The following is a 21,027-nucleotide window of genomic DNA, read 5'->3' on the forward strand; positions in this document are numbered from 1 at the left end:
CCAGGTACTGGCATAAAACAGCCGAGTTCAGCGCATCCCGGCATACCGTGAAGGCTCCTCCAGTACGGAAAGGGGCTCGGGATGTCCGATGTGGATGCAGCCATGGCGATGGGCACACTGGACACGGTCAGTGACGGGGTGCGGGACGGGCTGGCCGGGCTCCGGCTCGACGGGCACGCGTACTGGATGGTCCCCGGTGACGTGTACGCGATCCGGCACGACGGCCTCGACTGGCTCGTGAGCGGCGGCGTGTGGCGGGATGCCCGGCTGACCGTCGGCGGGCAGCCGGTGTTCCGGGTGCCGATGACGCATGGCGGCGAGGCGCTGTGGACCGGCGCGGAGTACCAGGCGCACTGCACGATCAGTGGCGACTGGGAGTTGTGGCGGGTCGCCGGTTGAGCGCGGGCACCCCGTCGCCTGGGCTGGAGGGCGGGGTGCCCGTTACCTGGACAGGCAGTCAGGCGGGTACGAGGAGGCTGGGCAGGTCGTCGATCCAGGCGAGGACCATGCGCTCGTAGCGGACGCCGTACTCGCAGGTGACGATCCGGTACGGTTCGAGGCCCTGTGCCCGCATCTGCTCGAGGGCCGACTCGTACTGGGCGAGGCGTTCGGCGTGGGCCGCGCGGTGCTTGTCCAGCAGCGAGGTGAGCTCCTCCCCGTTGATGTAGCGGCCGAAGCCGACCCGGAGCAGGAGTTCGTTGCGGGGCTGCTGGGGGAACGGCGGGCCGGTCAGCCACTCGCCGAACGCCTGCCGGCCGGTCGGGGTCAGGCTGTAGGGCACGCTCCCCCGCGCTCCCCTGCGGCCGGAGCCGACCAGGCCCCGCTGGGCGAGAACGGGGAGTTCGCGGAAGATCTGGCTGCGGGTGATTCCCCAGAACGGGCTGATCTGTTCTTCGGCCTCACGGGCGAGTTCGCCGGCTGTGGCGCTGTCTATGCGGTGCAGCAGGCCTAGTACGGCTGCGGAAGTGGCGTTGAGATCACGCGGCTGTCTCATGGAGAGACATTGTCCGCCGGGGAACGACGTTCCGGCGGACATTGCCCGTTAGCTATTCGTTAAAAGGGAAATGATCTGGGGAGCGCAACCGGACGGTAAACGGTAAAGGCACCCGGCATGGGCAGAAAGTCGCCGGGACTTCCGGGCGGTCCCGCCGCGAAGCTCCACACGCGCCGGTCGGCTTCGGGGAAGGCGTCGACGGCCTGGTTGAGGCTACGGGGGCCGAGATCTGCCCAGCGGCCGGTCTTCGCGCGGTGCCGGACCTGCTCGATGCCGGTCAGCAGCTCGGCCGGGCTGAACGAGCAGTGGAAGCCGCGTTCGATGTACACCTGTTTGACGTCGCCGCCGAACCGGGCGGCCTGGTCGCCGTACCAGCGCTGGTTGCCGACCGGTACGGCCTGGTCGCCGGTGGTGTGCATGGTGAGGACCGGCGCGCCGGGGGTGGCCCACGGGACGAGGGCCTGGAGGCGGAGGACGGCAGCCGGGTCCGGCTTGACGGTCGCGCCGGCGTTCAGTGCCGCGAGGTCGGTATCGAGGTCAATCCCTGCCTCGGCGTAGGCACGGAGTACGAGATCCTTTTCGGTGGAACGGTCGAGTGACCTGCGATAATCCACTCCGTAATTCCACAGTGGATTCCCGCCGGCCCGTTGTTCGATGTCCACGCGGCCCTTGCCCCAGAGATTGCCGCCGACGGCGAACCGATTGTTGATCGACTGCCAGAACACCGCCTCTTCCACGGATGCCGGTTTCGGGCTGTGCGGGTCGAACCAGCCGCCCTGATTGGACAACGCGTTGGCGAGCGCGAGTTTGGCCCGTGATTGGGCCGTGTTCATCGCCGAGCCGACGACGGCGGAGAATTTCGCCTCGTTCGCCGCGCCGTCGGAGATGTTGACGATCTGGAGGTCACTGCCCGGTGCCAGGAGAGTTTTCACGGCGTACGCCGTGTCGAGCCTGAGGTTGTACTCCGTGGTCGGCCCCGCGACATTCCCGCACAGTGAGAGCACGCCGCTGAACCGGCCCGGGTTGCGCTCGGCGAGCAGGCTCGACACGAGGCCGCCCATCGACGCGCCCCACGCGTAGGTCCGGCGCGGCTTGCCGACGTTGCGGTCGAACCAGTCGAGCAGCATGCGCTGGTCACGCAGGGCCTCCTCGACGGCGAAGCCGGTACCGGAGTAGCCGGAGGCCGCGAGGGCGTAGCCACGGCCCAGGAGGAGCGCCTTGAGGCCGGCGTCGTCGGCGTACGGGCGGAAGACGGTATCGGCATCGGCCGGCACGCCGGGCGTGACGTAGCCCCGGCTGTAGAGCAGCAGCTCGCCGTTCCAGTTGGGCGGGACCTCGACGCGGTACTTCGCGCCGTCGATCTGCCCCGTGTGCACGACCGGCTCGGCGGCTGCGGCCGGAGCCGCCAGGCCCGCGAGCACCACGCCGGCCACGGCCAGCATTACGGTGATGCGCTTCAATATCATGGCGGTACGGTAACCGTGAAGCTCGTCGATGATCCACTGTGGATCCCGACTCGTGGCCAAAGAGTGACCCGGATGGCACAATCCCTTTCATGGCAAAGGTTGCAGCCTTCGCGATCGCGGCGGTGCTCAGTGCCGTAGCCGCTCTCGCCCTCTTCCTGACCACCCCGGTGACCCCCGTCGCGAGCAAGCCGGAGGCCTGGGGTGGTGGCGACGGCGGGCCACCACCTGTGCCGGGTACGCGGCCGACGGCGAGCCCCGGCAAGTGGCCGGAGAGCGCCCGGAGGGACGAGGGGCTGCCGCACTGCCTGATCGGCGCGTGGGTGACAGCCGACTGGTCGGGGGCGATGAAGTTCTACTCCGACCGGCCGGAGATCCCGTTCACCGGTACCGGTACGTCGGTGCAGCAGTTGCGGCCGGACGGGACGGGGACCGAGGCGACGGACAAGTACACGTTCACGGGCACGTTCGAGGGGTCTGCGCTCAAGGTGGTGCAGTCGGGCAGCCACGACTTCACGTGGAAGGCCGCCGCCAACAAGATCACGTATGTGTCGGTGACGCGGCGGGCGTACACGGTCGACTGGTACCGGGACGGCACGCTGATCAACAGTTCGCAGTGGACGGACACTGGCGCGTTCTCCGACCCGGAGTTCACCTACGCCTGCAACGAGAACGGGCGCGCGGAGATCAGCGCCAAGACTCCGGAGAAGGAGCGGTTCGTGCGGTCGAAGACGTACGGGTACTTCGGATGAGGCGGCTGATGGTCGCCGGCTTCGCGGTCGCGGGGCTCGTGCTGGTGCCGGCCGTGGCGCACGCCGAGCCGAAGGCCAGCGCCGAGGAGCAGGCAGCGGCGGCGGCCCGGCCGGCGATCGTCACCATCGAGGTGGCCTTTCACGCCTGGGTGCGGGACAAGCGGACCGGTGAGGTGTTCGGCGGCGCGAAGGGGTACGTGGCCTCGGGGAGCTGCACGGGCTTCGGGGTGCACGCCGACGGGTACATCGTGACGGCCGCGCACTGTGCCGACTCCGGCCCCGAGGGCGGCACCGGCATGATCCTCGACGGGCTGGCCAGGGACCTAGTGGCGATGGGCCGCGCGGGTACGGAGAAAGAAGCTCTTTCTGGTCTGGCCGAGCACGCGGTCGTGGAGGGGCAGGCGCAGGACTCGCCGATCGAGCGGCGGATCCTCGTGCACCGGGGCATCAGCGTGAACGGCGACGTCACGAAGGAGACGCTGCCTGCGACGGTGGTGGACGTGACGCCGTTCAGCAAGGGTGACGTGGCTCTGCTGAAGGTCGAGCGGGGGCGGCTGCCGGCGCTGGACATCTCGCCCGCCAGTGATCTGCGGGTCGGCAGCCCGCTGCTGGCGATCGGCTATCCGGCGGCGGCGGAGAAGATCTCCGATCCGACGGTGGAGCCGAGCGTCAAGGACGGCAAGATCAGCAACCGGCGTACCAAGGACAGCGTGCCCTACTACGAGGTCAGCGCCGCGGCCAGCAAGGGCATGAGCGGCGGGCCGGTGATCGGGCTCGACGGCAGGGTGATCGGCCTGATCAGCCACGGCCCGGCCGACGAGACCCAGGCCTTCAACTTCATCTCCGCGTCCTCGGTGATCCTCGCCCTGCTCGACAGGGCGAAGGCCCCGCACGGGCCCGGCCCGATCGACCGGAACTTCAAGGCTGGCCTGGACAGGTACTTCGCAGGTCAGGGCGCCGAGGCCAGCCCGTTCTTCGACGCGGTACTGGCCGCATCGCCTGGGCACCTGCAGGCCGCGGAGTTCCGCAAGCTCACCGCCGACGCCCCGGCCGCGGCCCCCGAGGAGGCCAGCCGGGACGTGTGAATCGGGGTGGCCCTGGTCGCCGCGATCAGCTGCGCCGTCGTCGCCCTCTTCCTGTACCTGGCGAAGCGGTCCTCAGCTCACCACGTCCTTGCGCAGGAACCGCCACCAGGCCAGCGTCACGAAGCACGTGAAGTACAGCAGGCTGGATATCCCGCCCCGCAGCATGTCCTCGGACTGCACGGGACTGGCCAGCAGCCCCAGCCAGGCCACGTCGTAGTGCCCGGGCAGCACGTTGCGCAGGTCCCCCAGGGCCGTCACGGCGTCCAGGATGTTGGCGACGATCTGCACCAGCACGGCCCCGCCGACCGCGCCCAGTGGCGCGTCGGTGGACACGGACAGCAGGAAGGCCAGCCCGGCGATCGGCAGCAGTGACACGCCCAGGTAGCCGACGACCCCGAGGAACCGCCCGGCGCCCTCGCCTGCCGTGAGCTGCCCGCCGAGCGGCGTACCGAGGTCGTGCCAGCCGAAGAAGGCCAGCCCGACCAGCACGGCGCTCACCGCGAGCAGCACGAGCGCGATGGCCGAGTAGGTCAGCGCGACGGCCAGCTTCATGGCCAGCAGCCGGGAACGCGGCACCGGCACGGCCAGCAGGTACCGCAGGCTGCCCCAGCTCGCCTCGCTGGCGATGGTGTCCCCGCAGAACAACGCCACCACCACGATCAGCAGGAACGTCGACGACACGAACAGCGCGAAGATCGCGAAGTTGAGCGCGCTGCCGGTGGCCAGGTCGACCAGGCTGCCGAACGCGCTCTGCCGGCTGGAGCTGCCGTTGCCGTTCGGGTTGACCTTGAAGGCGATGGCGAGCAGCAGCGGGAGCAGGGTCAGGAAGCCGAGCGCGACCTGGGTACGCCGCCGGGTGAGCTGACGGCGGAACTCGACCCGGTACCGCAGGGTGCGGCGGGCCAGCCAGCCGTCGGCCCGGCCGTCGCTGTGCGCCTCGATCACAGGGATCTGTCCTTTGTGGTTAGTCACGGTCATCGGCCGGGCCGCCTTCCACGAGGGCCAGGAAGGCGTCTTCGAGGCGGCGGCCGGAGGTGGCGACCTCGGCGACCGGGCCTGCCGCGACGAGGCGGCCGGCGTTGACCACCACGACGTGGGTACAGGTCTGCTCGACCTCGGCCAGCAGGTGGCTGGACACCAGCACCGCCCGGCCGTCGACCGCGTACTTCTTCAGCACGCGGCGCATCTCGGCGATCTGCGGCGGGTCGAGCCCGTCCGTCGGCTCGTCGAGCACCAGCAGCTCCGGGAGGCCGAGCATGGCCTGGGCGATGGCGAGGCGCTGCTTCATGCCGTGCGAGTACGTGCGCGCCTTGCGGTTGATCGCCTTGCCCAGGTTGGCGATCTCCAGCACCTCGTCGAACCGGGAGTCCGTCCACGGGCGGCCGGTCGACTGCCAGTAGAGCCGGAGATTGTCCATACCGGACAGATGCGGGAGGAAGCCGGGACCCTCTACGAGCGCGCCGAGCCGGGACAGCACCGGGGCACCGGGGACGAGCCGGTGGCCGAAGATCAGCACCTCGCCGGCGCTGGGCCGGGTCAGGCCCATGAGCACGCGGAGCGAGGTCGTCTTGCCTGCGCCGTTCGGGCCGAGCAGGCCGACGACCTGGCCGCGCTCGACGGTGAGGCTGATGTCGCGGACGGCCACGTACCCGCCCGCGTACTCCTTGCGCAGCCCCTTGATCACCAGCGGCGTGTCGGCGTGCTCCGTGACGACGGAACGGTCCATCCGCCGGTGCCGGGCCTTGGCGACGGCGATCGCGATCAGCATCCCGAGGACGATCAGCGCGAGCAGGCCGATCAGCAGCCAGGTCAGCGGGCCTTCCGCCGAGGCGAGCGGCGCGCCGAGCGCGGTCGGCACGGTGACCGCGCCGTCGGCGGCTACGGAGTACACGACGGGGTCGACCGGGCCGGCGTATGCCTGGTCGGCGGTGGCGATGACGAGGCGCATGCGGTGGCCCGCGTCGAAGCGGTACACGATCGCGGGCAGGGTGACCGTGACCGGCTGGGCCTCCGCGAGGGTGGCAGGCAGCCCGGTCAGCCGGATCGGGGCGATCAGCGAGTTCGGCAGGGTGGCCTGGCCATTGGGGTTGACAGCGTAGAGCTTCGCGAACAGGACGGCCTCGCCGGTCGGGGACGCCGCCCGGATCTTCACGCTCGGGGTACCGAGCACGTCGACGGCCTTCGTCATCGGCTGCGACTCGAAGACGGCGTGCTGGCCCGGTACCTCGATGCTCGCCAGGCCCGTCGAGCCGAGCGCGCCCAGGCCGGGCAGCGCCGAGATCGCGGACGGGACACCGTTGGGCGGGGAGGCGATGCGCTGCTCGCGGCCGGCGACGGTGACCGTCTCGGTGCCGGAGACGAGGCCCGGGTACTTGTCGAGCTTGTAGCCGGTCGTGGTGAGCCCGCGCTGCTCGGCGCTGACCCCGGTGACCCGGCTGTAGGTGAAGGACGTGCCGGGGTCAGCGCCCTGCTTGAGGAGGTAGTAGTCGAGCCACTGGACTGTCAGGTACTTGACCCTGTCCCGGTCGGCGTTCGACCCCTGCCCGCCGTCGTGCCCGCCGGAGAACCAGGCGAGCCGGACGGGAGCCCCGGTGATCGCCTTCGCGTTCGCCTCGGCCTCGGCCGGCGTGAACAGCGAGTCGGCCATGCCCTGGATCAGCAGGGTCGGCGCGGTGATCTGCCCGGCGACGGCCTGCGGGCTGAGCGAGCGCAGCAGCTCGACCGTCTCGGGCTTGGCCTTGCCGGTCGTCGCGGTGTCGAGGAAAGCCGCGCAGACGTCCTTGGCGAACCGGCCGCACTGCGGGTCGCTGGCGGGTACGCGGCCGTTGCCGCCGCCGTTGCCGTTGTTGGGAATCCCGGCCACCGGCAGACCCGAACCGGATCCGAACAGGACACCGACCCAGGCCTTCTTCAGAACTCCGCCCGCACCGGACGTAGCGGACTCGGGCAGCAGCGCGCGCGACAGGTCGTTGTAGGTGATCTGCGGGACGATCGCGTCGACCCGCTTGTCCACACCGGCCAGTGCCAGGGCGAGCGCCCCGCCGTAGGAACCGCCGACCACGCCGGCCTTCGGATCGCCGTCCTTGTCGAGCCGCACGGACGGCTGCCGGGCAGCCCAGTCGAGCAGGCCCTGGGCGTCCTTGACCTCGAAGTCACGCGCGTTGAGGTGGATCTCGCCGGTCGACCGGCCGAAGCCCCGCGCTGTCCAGGTCAGGACGTTGTACCCCCGGCCGGCCAGCTCCTTCGCGCTGTCCTCCACGCTGCGCTTCGAGCCGCCGAAACCGTGCGCGAGGAGGATGACGGGAGCCTTGCCGGACTTCACGGAGTAGTAGGTCGTGTCGAGCACGACGCCGTTCACCGGGAGCTGGTGCTCCGAGGTGGAATAGTCCTCGGAGTCGCTACCGAGTACCCAGAAAAGAAAGCCTCCGAGCAGGAGAAGCACCGCCGCGAGTGCCCACCACCGATGACGGCTGATCAAGCGCATGGCCCGAACTGTACGCGGCAGGCTGGCATCCCCCCAAGGAATGCGGTTAAATCACCCACATGCTTGGGCCTGACCTCCCCCCGGCGACCGAGCCGTTCAAGGTGGATGTGTACGAGTACCGCTGGCCGACCGGCGCGGAAAAGTGCGAACTCATCGACGGCGCTCTCGTTTTCTCCGGGCAGTTCGACGAACGCGACGTCGAGACCGCACAGCGCGCGTACCCCGGCCGGCGGGTGCAACTCGGCCCGGACAACGGGATCGAGGTGTATCCCGGCGGCACGTCGTGGACCATCTGGGACCAGTGGGGTGGCGTCGAGGCAGCGCGAGCCGCTATGAACAACTGATGACGCGTACCCTGCTGCACGGCGGCCTGGTCTACGACGGCACCGGCTCCCCGCCCGCACTCGCGGACGTGGTCTTCGACGGCGACACGATCATCGACGTCGGGCACGGGCTCGACGGCGACGTCGGCATCGACGCGACCGGGCACACCGTGCTGCCGGGCATGTTCGACTGCCACGTGCACGTGATGTTCTCCGGCGTCGACTACCTCAAGGGCCTGGCGCGCCCGTTCTCCCTGCCGTTCTACGAGTCCGTGGTCAACCTGCGGACCACTGTGGAGTGTGGGATCACATCGGTGCGCGACGCCGGCGGCGCCGATCTCGGGGTGGCGACCGCCGTCCGGCAGGGCGTCGTCCCCGGTCCGCGCATGCAGATCTCGGTGTCGGCGCTCAGCCAGACCGGCGGGCACGGCGACGGGTGGATGCCGTGCGGCAGCGAGGTGAAGCTGTTCCCGCCGCATCCGGGGCGGCCGTCGGGGATCTGCGACGGGCCGGACGAGGCACGGAAGAAGACCCGGGAAGTCCTGCGCGCCGGGGCGGACGTTATCAAGATCATGACTTCGGGTGGCGTACTGTCGCCGCGCGACGACCCCCGCCACGGGCACTTCCGGGACGCCGAGGTCGCGGTGATGGTCGAAGAGGCCGCCGCGATGGGCAAGTACGTGATGTCGCACGCCCAGGCCGCTTCGGGCATCGTCACGGCCCTGCGGAACGGCGTGCGGTCCGTCGAGCACGGCATCTACCTCGACGACGAGGGCATCGGCCTGCTCCTGGAGAAGGAAGCCTGGCTCGTGCCGACGATGATCGCGCCCCGCATGGTGCTCGCGATGTCGGCGGGCGGCGGGCTGCTGCCCGAGGTCGTCCAGAAGGCGCACATGGTGGTGGCTGCCCACGAGGCTGCGGTCCGGAAGGCCATCGCGGCCGGGGTACGGATCGCGATGGGTACCGACTCGGGCGTCGGGCCGCACGGCGACAACCTCGACGAGTTCCGGCTGCTGATCGAGGCCGGGATGACGCCGGAGGCCGCGTTGCACTCCGGTACGGGCTCGGCGGCTGGGCTGCTGGGGGTGGCCGAGTCACTGGGCACAGTGGAGCCGGGCAAGAAGGCCGACCTGGTGCTCGCGGAAGGCAATGTGCTCGACCTGGCGCAGGCTGGCGGCTCGGTGTTCCGGAAGGCGATCCGGGGTGTGTGGATCGACGGGGCGCAGATCGTGGGGTGTTAGGGCTCTACGATTCGGGCGGTGACGGTTATCGCGGCGGGGGTGTTCCGGCGGACGGCGATCGAACGGTCGGATCAGCGGGTCTCGTGGGAACGGGCTGATCAGGCTTTCTTCGCTTCTGGCGCGTGCCACATCCTGGCCTGGGCCTGCCGGGACGTCTATCCCGGCCAGCCTGTTGAGATAGCGGTGGCGCGCCATGCCGGTGAGTGGATGCCGTTGCACGCCTACGCCGTCTGGGAGGGCTGGGCCTTCGAACAGTCGGGCTGGAACCCTGAGCCGGAGTTCATCGCGGTCAACGCGGACTTCGAGGGGCGACCGCTGGAGCGGCTCGTGATCACGAGCGGGCTCGCCGAGTTCTGCGAGAAGTACCAGCACCGTATGCCGCATCAGTACTGGGCTGATCCGGTTCCGAGAGCCCGGGAGTACGTGGGCCGGTATCTGCCGCCTTGGGAACAGGCTGTGAGCTCGTAGGGCTTGGGGCTTCGTTCGGGGGCTTGGAGGGTGCTGGCGGGCGGCGGGGGCTGCGGTGCGGGTACAGGATGATGGGTTTGATCTGGGGGTGGGGGTGACCCTTTACCCTCGTTGGGTGACTCTTGCGTTGACTGCCTCGTTGCGTTCGGCTGCGCTGGATGCCCGGCGGGGCATTGTCCGGCTGCACGCCGATGTCCTGTCCGCGCTGGGTTTGCGGCCCGGTGACCCGATCCGGCTGGTCGGGCGGCGGGAGACGGCCGGGGTGGTGGCGCTGGCCGAGGCGGGGGCGAGCCGGGCTCTCCTCTACGCCGACGACCTGATGCTCGGCAACCTCGGGCTGCGTGACGGTGCCGAGGTGTCGATCGAGCCGCTGGAGGTGGCCGCCGCGCGGCGGGTCACGGTGGCGGGTCCGCGCGAGATCATGGTGTCGGTCAGCCCGGAGATGCTGCGCCTGGCGCTGCTGGGCAAGGTGGTCACGGTCGGCGACGACGTCTCGCTCCTGCCCCAGGACGTCACCCCTGGTGATCCTGTACTGGCCGCGGCGCGGCGCAGCCTGTCGAACTCCGTCGGCCTGGGCTGGACGACCGTCCTGCTGACGGTGACCGGCGCCGAGCCCGGCGAGACCGGCATGGTCACCACGGACACCGTGGTCGGCTGGCAGGACGGCACGGCGACGCACTCCACCGAGCTGCCGGAGCCGCAGGGCGCCTCGGCGCAGGAGATCGAGCTGGCCGGGCTGCGGCAGCAGGCGCAGCAGCTGACGGAGCTGCTGGATCTCGGGTTCAACCACCACGAGGTGCTGGAGTCGCTGGGCACAGACGTCTCACTGGGCGTGCTGATCTCCGGGCCCGCCGGGTCCGGGAAGTCCACTCTGGTCAAGGCCGTCGCCCACACGCTGGGTGCGAAGGTGACGAGCCTGTGGGCTCCGGAGCTGGCCGCGATGAGCCCCAACGACGCGCTGGCGCGATTCCAGAAAACCCATCAGGTTGTACTCATCTCCGATGTGGACGCGCTCGAAGGCCCGCTGGCGAAGGTGTTCCGTTCAGTGCTCGCCGCGCAGCTCGACGCCGGGAAGGCCGTCGTGTGCACGACGAGCCGGCCGGAGGAGATCGACGTGGCGCTGCGCGGGCCCGGGCTGCTCGAACACGAGATCAGCATCCCGCTGCCCGACACCGCCGGACGGCGCGAACTGCTCGCCGTGCTGACCCGGGGCGTGGCCCTCGCCGAGGACGTGCAGCTGGACGACATCGCGGGCCGGACACCTGGTTTCGTCGCCGCCGACCTGAGCGCGCTGACCCGCGAGGCCGGGGTACGCGCGGCGCTGCGCGTCCGGGGCGGAGCCGACCCGAGCGTGACGCAGGCCGACTTCGAGGCGGCGCTGGAGGTCGTCCGGCCCACCTCGATGGGGCAGTCCACTCTGGAACTGGCCAAGGTCACCCTCGACGACGTCGGCGACATGGCCGACGTCAAGCAGGTGCTGACCGAGAGCGTGCTGTGGCCGCTGACGTACCCGGACACGTTCGCCCGGCTCGGCGTCGAGGCCCCGCGCGGCGTCCTCCTGTACGGGCCGCCCGGCTGCGGGAAGACGTACCTGGTGAAGGCCATCGCCGGTACTGGCAAGGCCAACGTGCTGTCCGTCAAGGGTGCCGAGCTGCTGAGCAAGTGGGTCGGCGAGAGCGAGCGGGCCGTGCGGGACCTGTTCCGCCGGGCCCACGAGGCCGCCCCGGCACTGATCTTCCTCGACGAGGTGGACGCGCTGGCCCCGGCGCGCGGCCAGTCCACCGACGGCGGGACGACCGACCGGGTCGTCGCCGCCCTGCTGACCGAGCTCGACGGCGTCGAGGCCCTGCGGAACGTCGTCGTGATCGGCGCGACCAACCGGCCGGACCTGATCGACCCGGCGATGCTCCGGCCCGGCCGCCTGGAGCGCATGGTCTACGTACCGCCGCCGGACGGCACGGCCCGGACCGCGATCCTGCGCGCCGCCGCGACCTCCATCCCGCTCGCGGACGACGTGGACCTGGCGGCGCTCGGCGAGGACCTCGAAGGCTTCTCGTCGGCGGACTGCGCGGCCCTGCTCCGGGAGGCGGCACTGGCCGCGATGCGCGAGTCGCTGGACGCGGCCTCGGTCACGGCTGCGCACGTGGCCACCGCCCGCGAGAACGTCCGGCCCTCGCTGGACCCGGCACAGGTGGCCGCGCTGGCCGCCTATGCCGAGTCCCGGCGCTGACGTCGCGGGCTATGAGAGGGCTGGGGCTGCCTGGCGGGTGAGTACCCGGTGCCGGGCCTGCTCGGGGCACCTTCCGCTCCCAGTCCGCTGGCCGTTCTCGGCCCATCGGATGACGAGGGGCATCGCGTAACCGGCGACGGCGAACAGCCCGCCGAGCGCGAGCCAGCCCGGAGCGCCCCAGCTCACGCAGAGCAGGCCGACGGTCGCCGGGGCCGCCGCGCCACCGAGGCGGAGGCCCAGCCCGTACACCCCGGCGTACTGGCCCTGCGCGTACGCCGGGGCGAGCCGGAACCGCAGCTCCAGCGAACCGGCAGCGTGCCAGAGCTCCCCGGTGGTGTGCACGCAGATCCCGAGGGTGATCACCACGATCGCCAGCCAGCCGGGCAGGCCGCCCGTCACGGCGATCAGCCCCATCCCGGCCAGGAACGCCAGCCCCGACCGCCGCACCGCGCGGCCGGCGGCGGCCGGGCTGTCCACGCCCCGGCTGGCCCGTACCTGGAGCAGCACGACCATCCCGGTGTTGACCAGCACCGAGACCCCGACGAACCAGCGCGGCGCGTCCGAGTGCAGCACGATCCACAGTGGAAGCGCGAAGACGAGCACGTGGCCCTGTATCCCGATCAGCCCGTCCAGTACCGCGACGGCGAGGTACGGCCGGTCCTTGAGCGCCTGCCACCGCCCGGCCTGTGGCGGGACGGGCAGCGGCGGCAGGGAGGGCAGCCGCAGGATGATCACGGCGCAGGCCAGGAAGCTCACCGCGTTGCCGAGCACGAGCGCCAGGTAGGCGTCCCGGGTACCGAGCTGGATCGCGAACCCGGCCGCGAGCGCGCCACCGGCCCCGCCGAGGTTGGCGACCGAGCGCAGGTACGACCGGAAGCGGGTGGGCTCGGCTCCCGAGTACCCGCGCACCAGCGGTGCACGTGAAGCCGCCGCTGCCGAGCCCGCCAGTTCGGTCAGGCTCACCACCAGCACGAACAGCCAGAAGCTGTGCACGAACACCAGTGCTGTCATGGCCGCGCCCTGGACGGCGAGCGTGCCCAGGTACACCTCCCGGGGATCGAGCCGGTCGGCGAGCCTGCCGACCGGGACGCCGGCCAGGAGCCCGGTCAGGGTCGCGATGCCGAGCCCGGTGCCGACCTGCGCCAGGGACAGGCCGACGGACTGGGTGAAGAACAGCGAGGCCGCGGCCATGAAGACCCCGGAGCCGAGCATGTTGACGAACGTGGCGGCGGCGATGATCCGCTGCGCGCGATCCGCGGGCACGAGACCACGGCGGTTCACAACGTGGTGGTTCAGGAGGCGAGGGAGAGCTGCGAGAAACGTCAAGGAGGCTGGACCTCTCGATCGGCTGCGGTGACCTCGGCGAATGTAGCCAGGTCACCAGGGGTGCGCAGTCGGTCAGCCGCCCGATGGTGTTCTCTGGGGATCCTTGTTAACTTACTAGTGTCAGGGGGCGGCTGTTCTGGTCCGCCAGTTCCTGGCTTCTCCGTCCCCAGCCTGGTCTTTTCCCTCGCTGCAGGGCTTCGCTCCCGCTGCGGTGGTTTCCGCAGGCCAGTCCGCTGAGCTCCAGATCACAGCCTGACGCGTACCGTCCGCTGTGGAAACGATCGCGAACGGAGCCGAGGGCTAGGCTCGGGGCGTGGCGACATGGCGATGGCACGGACGGGCGGCTGACACGGTTCTGCTGCTCGTGGTGGGAGGTGTCGCCGCCTTCGGCCTGCTCGTGCAGTCACGTGGCATCGACACGGCTTCCGAGTGGGCGGCCGCGCTGGCGGTGCTCGTTTCCTCCGCCGCGCTCTACTTCCGCCGCCAGTATCCGATCGCGGTCGGTGCGGTGGCCCTGGCTGCCGTGTCGGCGTACGGGATCCTGCTGCACAAGCCCGGCCCGATCATGCTCGTGTTCGTCGTGGCGCTGTACACCGTCGTCGACGAGGGCCACGTCCTCGTCGCGATCGGGCTCGGACTGTCCTCCGTGGTCGCGTACTCCGTCGCGAGCAGCTACACCCGCACGGCCGACAGCGTGAACGGGGCGACCTTCCTGCACGCCGGCTGGCTCGTCGCCGTCATCGTGGGCGTCACGCGCAACCGGCGGGCGTACCTGGCCGAGGCGCAGGCCCGCGAGCTCGCCTCCGAACAGGGCAAGGAGGAAGAGGCCCTGCGCCGGGCCACCGAGGAACGGCTGCGGATCGCCCGCGAACTCCACGACGTGCTCGGCCACCACCTCTCACTGATCAACGTGCAGGCCAGCGCCGCGCTGCACCGCCCGGACCCGGCGCGCTCCGAGGAGGCGCTCACCGCGATCAAGCAGGCGAGCAAGGAGACGCTGTCGGAGCTGCGCGCGGTACTCGGCATCCTGCGGAGTGACGGCGGGACCGTCCCCGGCCTGGGCCGGGTCTACGAACTGGTCGCGGCGGCCGGCCGGTCCGGCCTGGAGGTCCGGACCGAGCTGGCGGAGACCCGGGCACTGCCGCCGGAGGCTGACCACGCGGCGTACCGGATCATCCAGGAAGCACTGACGAACGTGACCCGGCACTCCGACGCGCGCACAGCAGTGATCAGGGTCAGGCCAGAGGGAGACGCGGTACTGGTGGAAGTGACCGACGACGGCACCGGCGCTGGTACGGCAAGCCCGCCGGGCCAGCGGGGCAACGGCATCCTCGGCATGGCGGAACGGGCCCGGGCTCTCGGCGGGACGCTCGACGCGGGGCCGGTGCCGGAAGGCGGGTTCCGGGTAAGCGCCTGCCTACCGGTGGGGAGCAGCGCGTGATCCGGGTACTGATCGCCGACGACCAGACGCTCGTGCGGGCAGGGTTCCGGTCCATTCTCGGCGGCGAGGACGGCATCGACGTGATCGGCGAAGCCGCCGACGGGGCCGAGGCCGTCCGGCTCGCCCGGGAGCTGCGGCCGGACATCGTCCTCATGGACATCCAGATGCCGGGCATGGACGGGCTGACCGCCACCGCCGAGATCGCCGCGCGCGCCGACCCGGGTGTCCGCGTGATCATCCTGACCACGTTCGACCTGGACGACTACGTGTACGGGGCGCTGCGGGCCGGCGCGAGCGGCTTCCTGGTCAAGGACACCGAGCCTGCCGAGCTGATCCACGGCGTCCGGGTGGTGGCCAGGGGCGACGCGCTCATCGCCCCGTCGATCACCCGGCGGCTGATCTCCGAGTTCACCGCCAGGGTCAGGCACCCCGATCCCGGCCCGAGGCTGGGCGTGCTGACCGAACGGGAACGCGAGGTGCTGGTCCTCGTCGCCGCCGGGCTGTCCAACGACGAGATCGCCGGCCGGCTGCACCTGAGCCCGGCCACCGCGAAGACCCACGTCAGCCGGATCATGACCAAGACACAGGTCAGGGACCGCGCCCAGCTCGTGATCCTCGCCTACGAGTCGGGGCTGACGGTCCCTGGCTGGGTGCAGGGCTCCTGACTGTGTCAGGCCGGCCGGGCCTGGCGGAGGCGGGACAGGGCGAGGATGCCGAGGTTGACGCCGACCTGGGCGAGTACCAGGGCGATGATGGCGCCGGCCCGGCCGTTGCCCGTGCCGAAGCCGTCGACCGTGCGGGCCAGGTGCACGACGCTGAGCACCGCGCCGGTCAGCCCGGCAGCGATGGCGAGGAAGGCTCCTGGCCGCACGGGCCGGAAGCCGATCCGGCCGCGCGCTCCGGCCAGGGCAAGGCCGCCGATGACCAGGGCGGCCAGCGCGAACAGCAGGGCGATGTTGGCACCGAGCCGGCCGGGGCCGGAGTCGGCTGCCACGAGTGAGACGTGTGCCGCGGTTTCCGATACTGCAAAGTGGACGGACACTTGAGATGCACCCCTTCGGTCGCATGACGCGTACTGATCGCAGCGTATGGACCAGCAGGGCTCCGGGTCGTCCTGCGAGAGTTGCCGCTCTACCCGCAACCCGGGTGGTACACACCGCCGTGGCGTACCACTCAGGTTGTGGCACACCAGCGTCGCCTAGAGGGAGTTGGCCCACGCCAGGACTCCGGCACCCGCCGCCGTCGCGAGGCCGATGCCCCCTGCCAGCGCGGACCAGACCGGCCAGCCGAGTTTCCTGCCGACCCGGAAGACGATCGTCATCAGGGTGGCGTGCAGGCCGAGCAGGATCGGCAGCAGCAGGAAACCGGTGAGACCATCGGCCACCAACGCCCGCTTCTGGGCGTCGTTGACGTCCCAGACGTACATGACGGCGCTCAGCACGGGGCAGGTGATCAGCCAGGTCAGGCCGAAGGCCAGGGTCGAGCCCGGGTAGTACGGCTTCTTCTGCTGCTCGAAAAGATTGTCAGACACAAATGTGCAGGCTAGCCGCGGCTGGTCCTCCGCGCTGCCCTGATCCGCCGGAGCCTGCCGACGAGCACCGGGTCGTGGGCGAGGGCAGCCGGGTTGTCCAGCAGGGCGTTGATCAGCTGGTAGTACCGCGTGCCGGACAGGTCGAACTGCTCGCGGATCGCCCGCTCCTTCGCGCCCGGCAGCCGCCACCACTGCCGCTCGAAGTCGAGCAGCTCACGCTCCCGCACCGTCAGCTCCGGCAGCTTGCCGGCGACGAGGTCCTGGCGGTCGGATGGCATACAGACGACCCTACCGAGGCCGGCAGCACCCGCAAAGGCCAACTAGTTATCCACAGGCTGTGGACAACTGACGGGGCCACGCGCGACGCGCGGCTGAGCCAGGATGAGCACCATGTGGGACACGGCAGTGGTGATAGTGCGGGACGAGCAGGGGCGGGTGCTGCTCGTCGAACAGAACTACGGGCACCGGTTCTTCGGGCTCCCGGGCGGCAAGGTCGAACCGGGCGAGTCCCTGCGCGAGGCCGCGGTGCGCGAGGCCGCCGAGGAGACCGGGCTGGCGGTGAGCGTCGGCGAGCGGGTCTGGACGGCGGAGCTGGTCTACCCGGGCGGGGCGGAGTACCGGGCACACGCCTTTGTCGCGGAGTCCGCTACTGGGGAGCCGGCGGTGCAGGACGAGGAGATCTCCTCGGTCGGGTGGTACGAGCTGTCGGCCTTGCCGGCTCCGCTCACCCCGTCGGCAGCGGAGTTCCTCGCGCGGCTCTAGAGGCCTGTCGAGCTGCGGATACAGGTGAGCCCGTGTCCGAGGGGGCCGCCTCAGACACGGGCTACATTACTGACGATGATTACACCTTCACTACCCTGAGTCCAGCCGCCTCGAACTCGGCGACCAGCCTCGGGTCGGCGTGGGCGTCGGTGACCAGGGTGTCGACCCGCTCGATCGGGCAGATCCTGGCGAAGGCGTGCTTGCCCAGCTTGGAGCTGTCCGCGATGATCACGACGCGGCGGGCGCGGGCGGCCATCAGGTTGTTGATCGCGGCCTCGCCCTCGTGGTGGGCAGCGGCACCCAGGGTCACGTCGACAGCGTTCACGCCGAGCAGGACCATGTCGAGGGTCAGCTCGCGGAGGATGCCGGTGGCCAGCGGGCCGACCAGCTCGTATGACTGCGGCCGGACCACGCCGCCGGTCACCACGATCTTGATGTGCGAGCGGACGATCATCTCGTTGGCGATGTTCAGGGCGTTGGTGACGATGGTCAGGCCCTGACCGTCGGCGCCGGCCGCGAGGTCGGCACGGGTGGCCAGTGCCCTGGCGACCTCGGTGGTCGTCGTGCCGCCGTTGATCCCGACCACCATGCCCGGGGAGACCAGCGAGGCGGCGACCTGGCCGATCCGCTGCTTCTCCGAGATGTTCTTCGCCGACTTGTACCGCAGCGGGAGGTCGTAGGAGACGCCGTTGGCGACAGCGCCGCCCCGGGTACGCGTGATCATCTGCTGCTGGGCGAGCTGGTCGAAGTCCCGGCGGATGGTGGCCTGCGACACAGTCAGCCGGTCGGCGGCGTCCTCGACGCTCACCCGGCCCGTCTCGGCGAGGAGCTCCAGCAGCGCATTCCAGCGCGCGTACCGGTCCACGTGCGGCCCCTTTCGATCAGCATCAGGTCACGTGCGAGGTGCCAGCTCGGGCACTCCGCAGTGCTATGCATCCTACGGAGTTCCATGCACAATGATTCTCCTGCACAATGATGCTCGAAACTAGGCCCTAACGTCGAGTTCTGTGCGCGGAATCGGAAGATACCGGGAGAATAGATGTCGTACGTCGAGCAGGAGATCGCCAGCCAGCCGGGTTGCTGGACGCGGGCGGCGGAGGTCGCGCGTGACCAGGCGCAGGTGCTGCCCAGCCATGGCGAGCGGATCGCGGTGGTCGGCTGCGGCACCTCGTGGTTCATGGCGCAGGCCTACGCGGTGCTGCGCGAGCAGGCCGGGCACGGCGAGACCGACGCCTTCGCCGCGTCGGAGTTCCCGGCCGGGCGGGCGTACGACCGGGTGGTGGTGATCAGCCGGTCGGGTACGACGACCGAGGTCCTCGACCTGCTCCGCGCGCTCACCGTGCCGACCGTGGCGATCATCGGCGACCCGGAGTCTCCCGGTGTGACCGCCGCGGACGCCGCGATCGTGCTGGACTTCGCTGATGAGAAGTCTGTGGTGCAGACCCGGTTCGCGACGTCGGTGCTCGCGCTGCTCCGGGCGAGCCTGGGCGAGGACCTGGCCGGAGCGGTCAAGGACGCGGAGGCCGCGGTGACGGCCGAGCTGCCCTTCGACGTGACGGCCGTCCAGCAGATCACCTTCCTCGGCCGGGGCTGGACGTACGGGCTGGCCAACGAGGCCGGCCTGAAGTGCCGGGAGGCCGCGACGTTCTGGACGGAGTCGTACCCGGCGATGGAGTACCGGCACGGCCCGATCTCGATCGCCGCGCCCGGCCGGGTGACCTGGGCCTTCGGCGAGGTGCCGGCCGGCCTGCGCGAGGACGTGGCCAAGACGGGCGCGACGTTCGTGCACAGTGACCTCGACCCGATGGCTGACCTGGTCCTCGCGCAGCGGGTGGCTGTGGCCATCGCCCAGCACCGCGGGCTGGACCCCGACGAGCCCCGGCACCTGACCCGGTCGGTGATCCTCGATGGGTAGCTCCGTCGTCGCGATCGACGTCGGCGGTACCGGGATGAAGTGCGCACTGGTCGACACGTCCGGCCGGGTGCTGCACGTCGAGCGGCACGCGACCGGGCGCGAGCGCGGCCCGGACGCCGTCCTGGAGACGATCGGCGAGGTGGCGGCCGGCCTCGTCGAGACGGCCCGCGCGAAGGACCTGACGCCGGAGGCCGTCGGCGTCGTCGTACCCGGCGTGGTGAACGAGACCGACGGCATCGCCGTGTACTCGTCGAACATCGGCTGGCACGACGCCCCGCTGCGGACACTGATCGAGGAGCGGACCGGGCTGACCGCCGCGCTCGGGCACGACGTGCGGGCCGGGGCGCTGGCCGAGGCGCGGATCGGCGCCGGGCGCGAGTACGACAATGTGCTGTTCATCCCGATCGGGACGGGTATCGCGTCCGGGCTCGCCGTGCGCGGTACCGTCCGCAGTGGAGCGCACGGCGCCGCAGGGGAGATCGGGCACCTGGTGATCCGGCCGGGCGGCCCGTTGTGCGGGTGCGGCCAGCACGGCTGCCTGGAGGCGCTGGCTTCGGCGTCTTCCGTCGCCCGCAGGTACGGGGAGAACAAGACCGCCGCCGAGGTGGCCGCGCTGGCGCAGGCTGGTGACCAGAAGGCGATCGGCGTCTGGCAGGACACTGTGGACGCGCTCGCCGACGGGCTGCTGGCCGGGATCGTGCTGCTCGACCCGGAGATCATCGTGATCGGCGGCGGGCTGGCCGAGGCCGGCGACCTGCTGCTCGCCCCGCTGGCGGTGGCGCTGGACGCCAAGCGGACCTTCCACGCCCGCCCGCACCTGGTCCGGGCCGCGCTGGGCGACGAGGCCGGGTGCATCGGGGCCGCGCTGCTGGCCCTGGACCGGCTGGGACACGGCGGAGACGGCCGATGAGGATCGTGACGCCGGACGGCATCGTCAACGGGCGGCTGGTGACCGACGGCGGGCTGATCGCTGCCGTCGAGGAGCAGGGCGGTTCCGGCGGGCACTGGGTGGTCCCGGGTTTCGTCGACATCCACAACCACGGCGGTGGCGGGCACACCTTCACGACGGGTGAGGCCGCCGAGGCCCGGCTGGCCGCCGAGTTCCATCTGAAGCACGGCGCGACGTCCATTGTGGCCTCGCTGGTGACCTCTCCCCCGGAGCTGATGAGCGCGGCCACCGCCGCGTTCCGCCCGCTGGTCGGGGACGGCACGCTGGCCGGCATCCACTACGAGGGGCCGTACCTCTCCGAGATCCGGTGCGGGGCACAGAATCCGGACTACCTCCGCCACCCCGATCTCGACGAGCTGGCCGCCCTGATCAACCTGGGTGGCGGCGCGGTGCGGATGGTGACGATCGCGCCAGAGCTGCCCGGCGCGCTGGCAGCCACGAAGATGCTGGCCGACGCCGGGGTGGCTGTCGCGATCGGGCACACCGACGCGACGTACGAGCAGACGCTCGCCATGATCACGGCAGGCGCCTCGGTCGGCACGCACGTCTTCAACGGCATGCGCCCGCCGCACCACCGCGAGCCGGGTCCGGTGTTCGCGCTGCTCAGGGCGCCGGCGATCGTGTGCGAGTTCGTGGCGGACGGCGTACACCTGCACGACGGGACGCTGACTTTCGCCGCAGGGGTGACCGGGCCCGAGCGGGCCGCGCTGATCACGGACGCGATGGCGGCGGCCGGCATGCCGGATGGTTCGTACGAGCTGGGCGGGCTGTCCGTCGACGTCGCGGGCGGCGTGGCCAGGCTGTCGCACAACGGGTCGATCGCCGGCTCGACGCTGACGATGGACGCGGCCTTCCGCCGGGCCGTGCACGCCGGCCTGTCGATCATCGACGTCTGCCAGATGGCCGCGACCACACCAGCCAGGGCGGTGGGCCTGCACGACCGTGGCTCACTGACCGTGGGGGCTCGCGCCGATTTCCTGGTACTCGACGACAGCCTCCGCATCCTCGAAGTACACAAGGCCGGGGTCAGGGTCGCGTGATCGTGGGACCCATCATGCTGCTA

21 protein-coding genes and 1 pseudogene are annotated in these 21,027 nt (G+C 70.8%); 13 read left to right on the top strand and 9 right to left on the bottom strand.

The window, feature by feature from the left end; all coding sequences use genetic code 11:
• Window positions 1-81: 81 nt before the first annotated feature.
• Complete coding sequence (locus A3G1_RS0123075; RefSeq protein ID WP_157641294.1) at window positions 82-399, top strand: hypothetical protein; 318 nt, start codon at window positions 82-84, stop codon at window positions 397-399.
• 58 nt (window positions 400-457) lie between these two features.
• On the opposite strand, the gene A3G1_RS0123080 is transcribed toward A3G1_RS0123075, so the two are convergent.
• On the bottom strand, window positions 458-994 hold the full coding sequence (locus A3G1_RS0123080) for a PadR family transcriptional regulator (protein WP_018351867.1): 537 nt from the start codon (window positions 992-994) through the stop codon (window positions 458-460).
• Between the two features lie 59 nt (window positions 995-1,053).
• Entirely contained in the window at window positions 1,054-2,460 is a 1,407-nt protein-coding gene (locus tag A3G1_RS0123085; protein WP_157641295.1) for an alpha/beta hydrolase family protein, read from the bottom strand.
• A gap of 89 nt (window positions 2,461-2,549) precedes the next feature.
• Here A3G1_RS0123085 and A3G1_RS0123090 point away from each other — a divergent pair, with 89 nt between their 5' ends.
• Both A3G1_RS0123090 and A3G1_RS0123095 read left to right on the top strand, forming a co-directional pair.
• Window positions 2,550-3,209 carry a hypothetical protein gene (locus A3G1_RS0123090; RefSeq protein ID WP_018351869.1) on the top strand — a complete coding sequence of 220 codons (660 nt, stop codon included), beginning with the start codon at window positions 2,550-2,552 and terminating at the stop codon, window positions 3,207-3,209.
• Window positions 3,206-4,294 carry a S1 family peptidase gene (locus tag A3G1_RS0123095; protein WP_018351870.1) on the top strand — a complete coding sequence of 363 codons (1,089 nt, stop codon included), beginning with the start codon at window positions 3,206-3,208 and terminating at the stop codon, window positions 4,292-4,294. The genes A3G1_RS0123090 and A3G1_RS0123095 overlap by 4 nt, the downstream gene beginning before the upstream one ends.
• Before the next feature lie 72 nt (window positions 4,295-4,366).
• Here A3G1_RS0123095 and A3G1_RS0123100 read toward each other — a convergent pair whose 3' ends face one another.
• Window positions 4,367-5,239: an ABC transporter permease gene (locus tag A3G1_RS0123100; RefSeq protein ID WP_018351871.1), complete on the bottom strand. Its 873-nt coding sequence runs from the start codon at window positions 5,237-5,239 to the stop codon at window positions 4,367-4,369.
• Between the two features lie 19 nt (window positions 5,240-5,258).
• Entirely contained in the window at window positions 5,259-7,778 is a 2,520-nt protein-coding gene (locus A3G1_RS36350) for an alpha/beta fold hydrolase (RefSeq protein ID WP_083937044.1), read from the bottom strand.
• A gap of 59 nt (window positions 7,779-7,837) precedes the next feature.
• Between A3G1_RS36350 and A3G1_RS0123110 the strand changes: the two genes are divergently transcribed.
• The 4 genes from A3G1_RS0123110 (at window position 7,838) to A3G1_RS0123125 (ending at window position 12,040) form a co-directional block, all read left to right on the top strand.
• Window positions 7,838-8,122 carry a hypothetical protein gene (locus A3G1_RS0123110; protein ID WP_018351873.1) on the top strand — a complete coding sequence of 95 codons (285 nt, stop codon included), beginning with the start codon at window positions 7,838-7,840 and terminating at the stop codon, window positions 8,120-8,122.
• Window positions 8,122-9,342 (top strand): metal-dependent hydrolase family protein, encoded by a 1,221-nt coding sequence (locus A3G1_RS0123115; protein ID WP_018351874.1) that lies wholly within the window; start codon window positions 8,122-8,124, stop codon window positions 9,340-9,342. Before A3G1_RS0123110 ends, A3G1_RS0123115 begins: the two co-directional genes overlap by 1 nt.
• An 18-nt stretch (window positions 9,343-9,360) precedes the next feature.
• Window positions 9,361-9,810: a hypothetical protein gene (locus tag A3G1_RS0123120; protein WP_018351875.1), complete on the top strand. Its 450-nt coding sequence runs from the start codon at window positions 9,361-9,363 to the stop codon at window positions 9,808-9,810.
• A 115-nt stretch (window positions 9,811-9,925) separates the two neighbouring features.
• Entirely contained in the window at window positions 9,926-12,040 is a 2,115-nt protein-coding gene (locus A3G1_RS0123125; protein WP_040479176.1) for an AAA family ATPase, read from the top strand.
• Window positions 12,041-12,049: 9 nt separating this feature from the next.
• Here the strand turns inward: A3G1_RS0123125 and A3G1_RS0123130 are convergent, their stop codons facing one another.
• Complete coding sequence (locus A3G1_RS0123130) at window positions 12,050-13,303, bottom strand: MFS transporter (RefSeq protein ID WP_245563571.1); 1,254 nt, start codon at window positions 13,301-13,303, stop codon at window positions 12,050-12,052.
• A 376-nt stretch (window positions 13,304-13,679) separates the two neighbouring features.
• Here A3G1_RS0123130 and A3G1_RS0123135 point away from each other — a divergent pair, with 376 nt between their 5' ends.
• Window positions 13,680-14,807, top strand: coding sequence for a sensor histidine kinase (locus tag A3G1_RS0123135; RefSeq protein WP_018351878.1), 1,128 nt, complete (start codon window positions 13,680-13,682; stop codon window positions 14,805-14,807).
• The gene (locus A3G1_RS0123140; protein ID WP_018351879.1) at window positions 14,804-15,472 is read left to right on the top strand and encodes a response regulator transcription factor; all 669 of its coding nucleotides are present in this window, start codon (window positions 14,804-14,806) and stop codon (window positions 15,470-15,472) included. Before A3G1_RS0123135 ends, A3G1_RS0123140 begins: the two co-directional genes overlap by 4 nt.
• Before the next feature lie 5 nt (window positions 15,473-15,477).
• Here A3G1_RS0123140 and A3G1_RS0123145 read toward each other — a convergent pair whose 3' ends face one another.
• The 3 genes and pseudogenes from A3G1_RS0123145 to A3G1_RS0123155 form a co-directional block, all read right to left on the bottom strand.
• A complete protein-coding gene (locus tag A3G1_RS0123145; protein WP_018351880.1) occupies window positions 15,478-15,801 on the bottom strand; it encodes a DUF6223 family protein in 324 nt (107 codons plus the stop codon).
• 204 nt (window positions 15,802-16,005) lie between these two features.
• Window positions 16,006-16,338 carry a hypothetical protein gene (locus A3G1_RS0123150; RefSeq protein WP_018351881.1) on the bottom strand — a complete coding sequence of 111 codons (333 nt, stop codon included), beginning with the start codon at window positions 16,336-16,338 and terminating at the stop codon, window positions 16,006-16,008.
• An 11-nt stretch (window positions 16,339-16,349) separates the two neighbouring features.
• A pseudogene (locus A3G1_RS0123155) lies at window positions 16,350-16,586 on the bottom strand (DUF3263 domain-containing protein); the annotation flags it as partial.
• A 142-nt stretch (window positions 16,587-16,728) separates the two neighbouring features.
• Here A3G1_RS0123155 and A3G1_RS38895 point away from each other — a divergent pair.
• Window positions 16,729-17,100 (top strand): NUDIX hydrolase, encoded by a 372-nt coding sequence (locus A3G1_RS38895; protein WP_018351883.1) that lies wholly within the window; start codon window positions 16,729-16,731, stop codon window positions 17,098-17,100.
• 79 nt (window positions 17,101-17,179) lie between these two features.
• Here A3G1_RS38895 and A3G1_RS0123165 read toward each other — a convergent pair whose 3' ends face one another.
• Entirely contained in the window at window positions 17,180-17,965 is a 786-nt protein-coding gene (locus A3G1_RS0123165; protein WP_018351884.1) for a DeoR/GlpR family DNA-binding transcription regulator, read from the bottom strand.
• Between the two features lie 174 nt (window positions 17,966-18,139).
• Here A3G1_RS0123165 and A3G1_RS0123170 point away from each other — a divergent pair, with 174 nt between their 5' ends.
• Genes A3G1_RS0123170 through nagA form a run of 3 tightly spaced genes read left to right on the top strand, consistent with a single transcriptional unit; the run spans window position 18,140 to window position 21,004 of the window.
• Window positions 18,140-19,015: an SIS domain-containing protein gene (locus A3G1_RS0123170; protein ID WP_018351885.1), complete on the top strand. Its 876-nt coding sequence runs from the start codon at window positions 18,140-18,142 to the stop codon at window positions 19,013-19,015.
• Window positions 19,008-19,925 (top strand): ROK family protein, encoded by a 918-nt coding sequence (locus A3G1_RS0123175; protein ID WP_018351886.1) that lies wholly within the window; start codon window positions 19,008-19,010, stop codon window positions 19,923-19,925. Before A3G1_RS0123170 ends, A3G1_RS0123175 begins: the two co-directional genes overlap by 8 nt.
• Window positions 19,922-21,004, top strand: coding sequence for an N-acetylglucosamine-6-phosphate deacetylase (nagA, locus tag A3G1_RS0123180; protein WP_018351887.1), 1,083 nt, complete (start codon window positions 19,922-19,924; stop codon window positions 21,002-21,004). The genes A3G1_RS0123175 and nagA overlap by 4 nt, the downstream gene beginning before the upstream one ends.
• Window positions 21,005-21,027: the final 23 nt, after the last annotated feature.

The organism is Longispora albida DSM 44784, assembly GCF_000379825.1.
In the GTDB taxonomy this organism is placed as follows: Bacteria; Actinomycetota; Actinomycetes; order Mycobacteriales; family Micromonosporaceae; genus Longispora; species Longispora albida.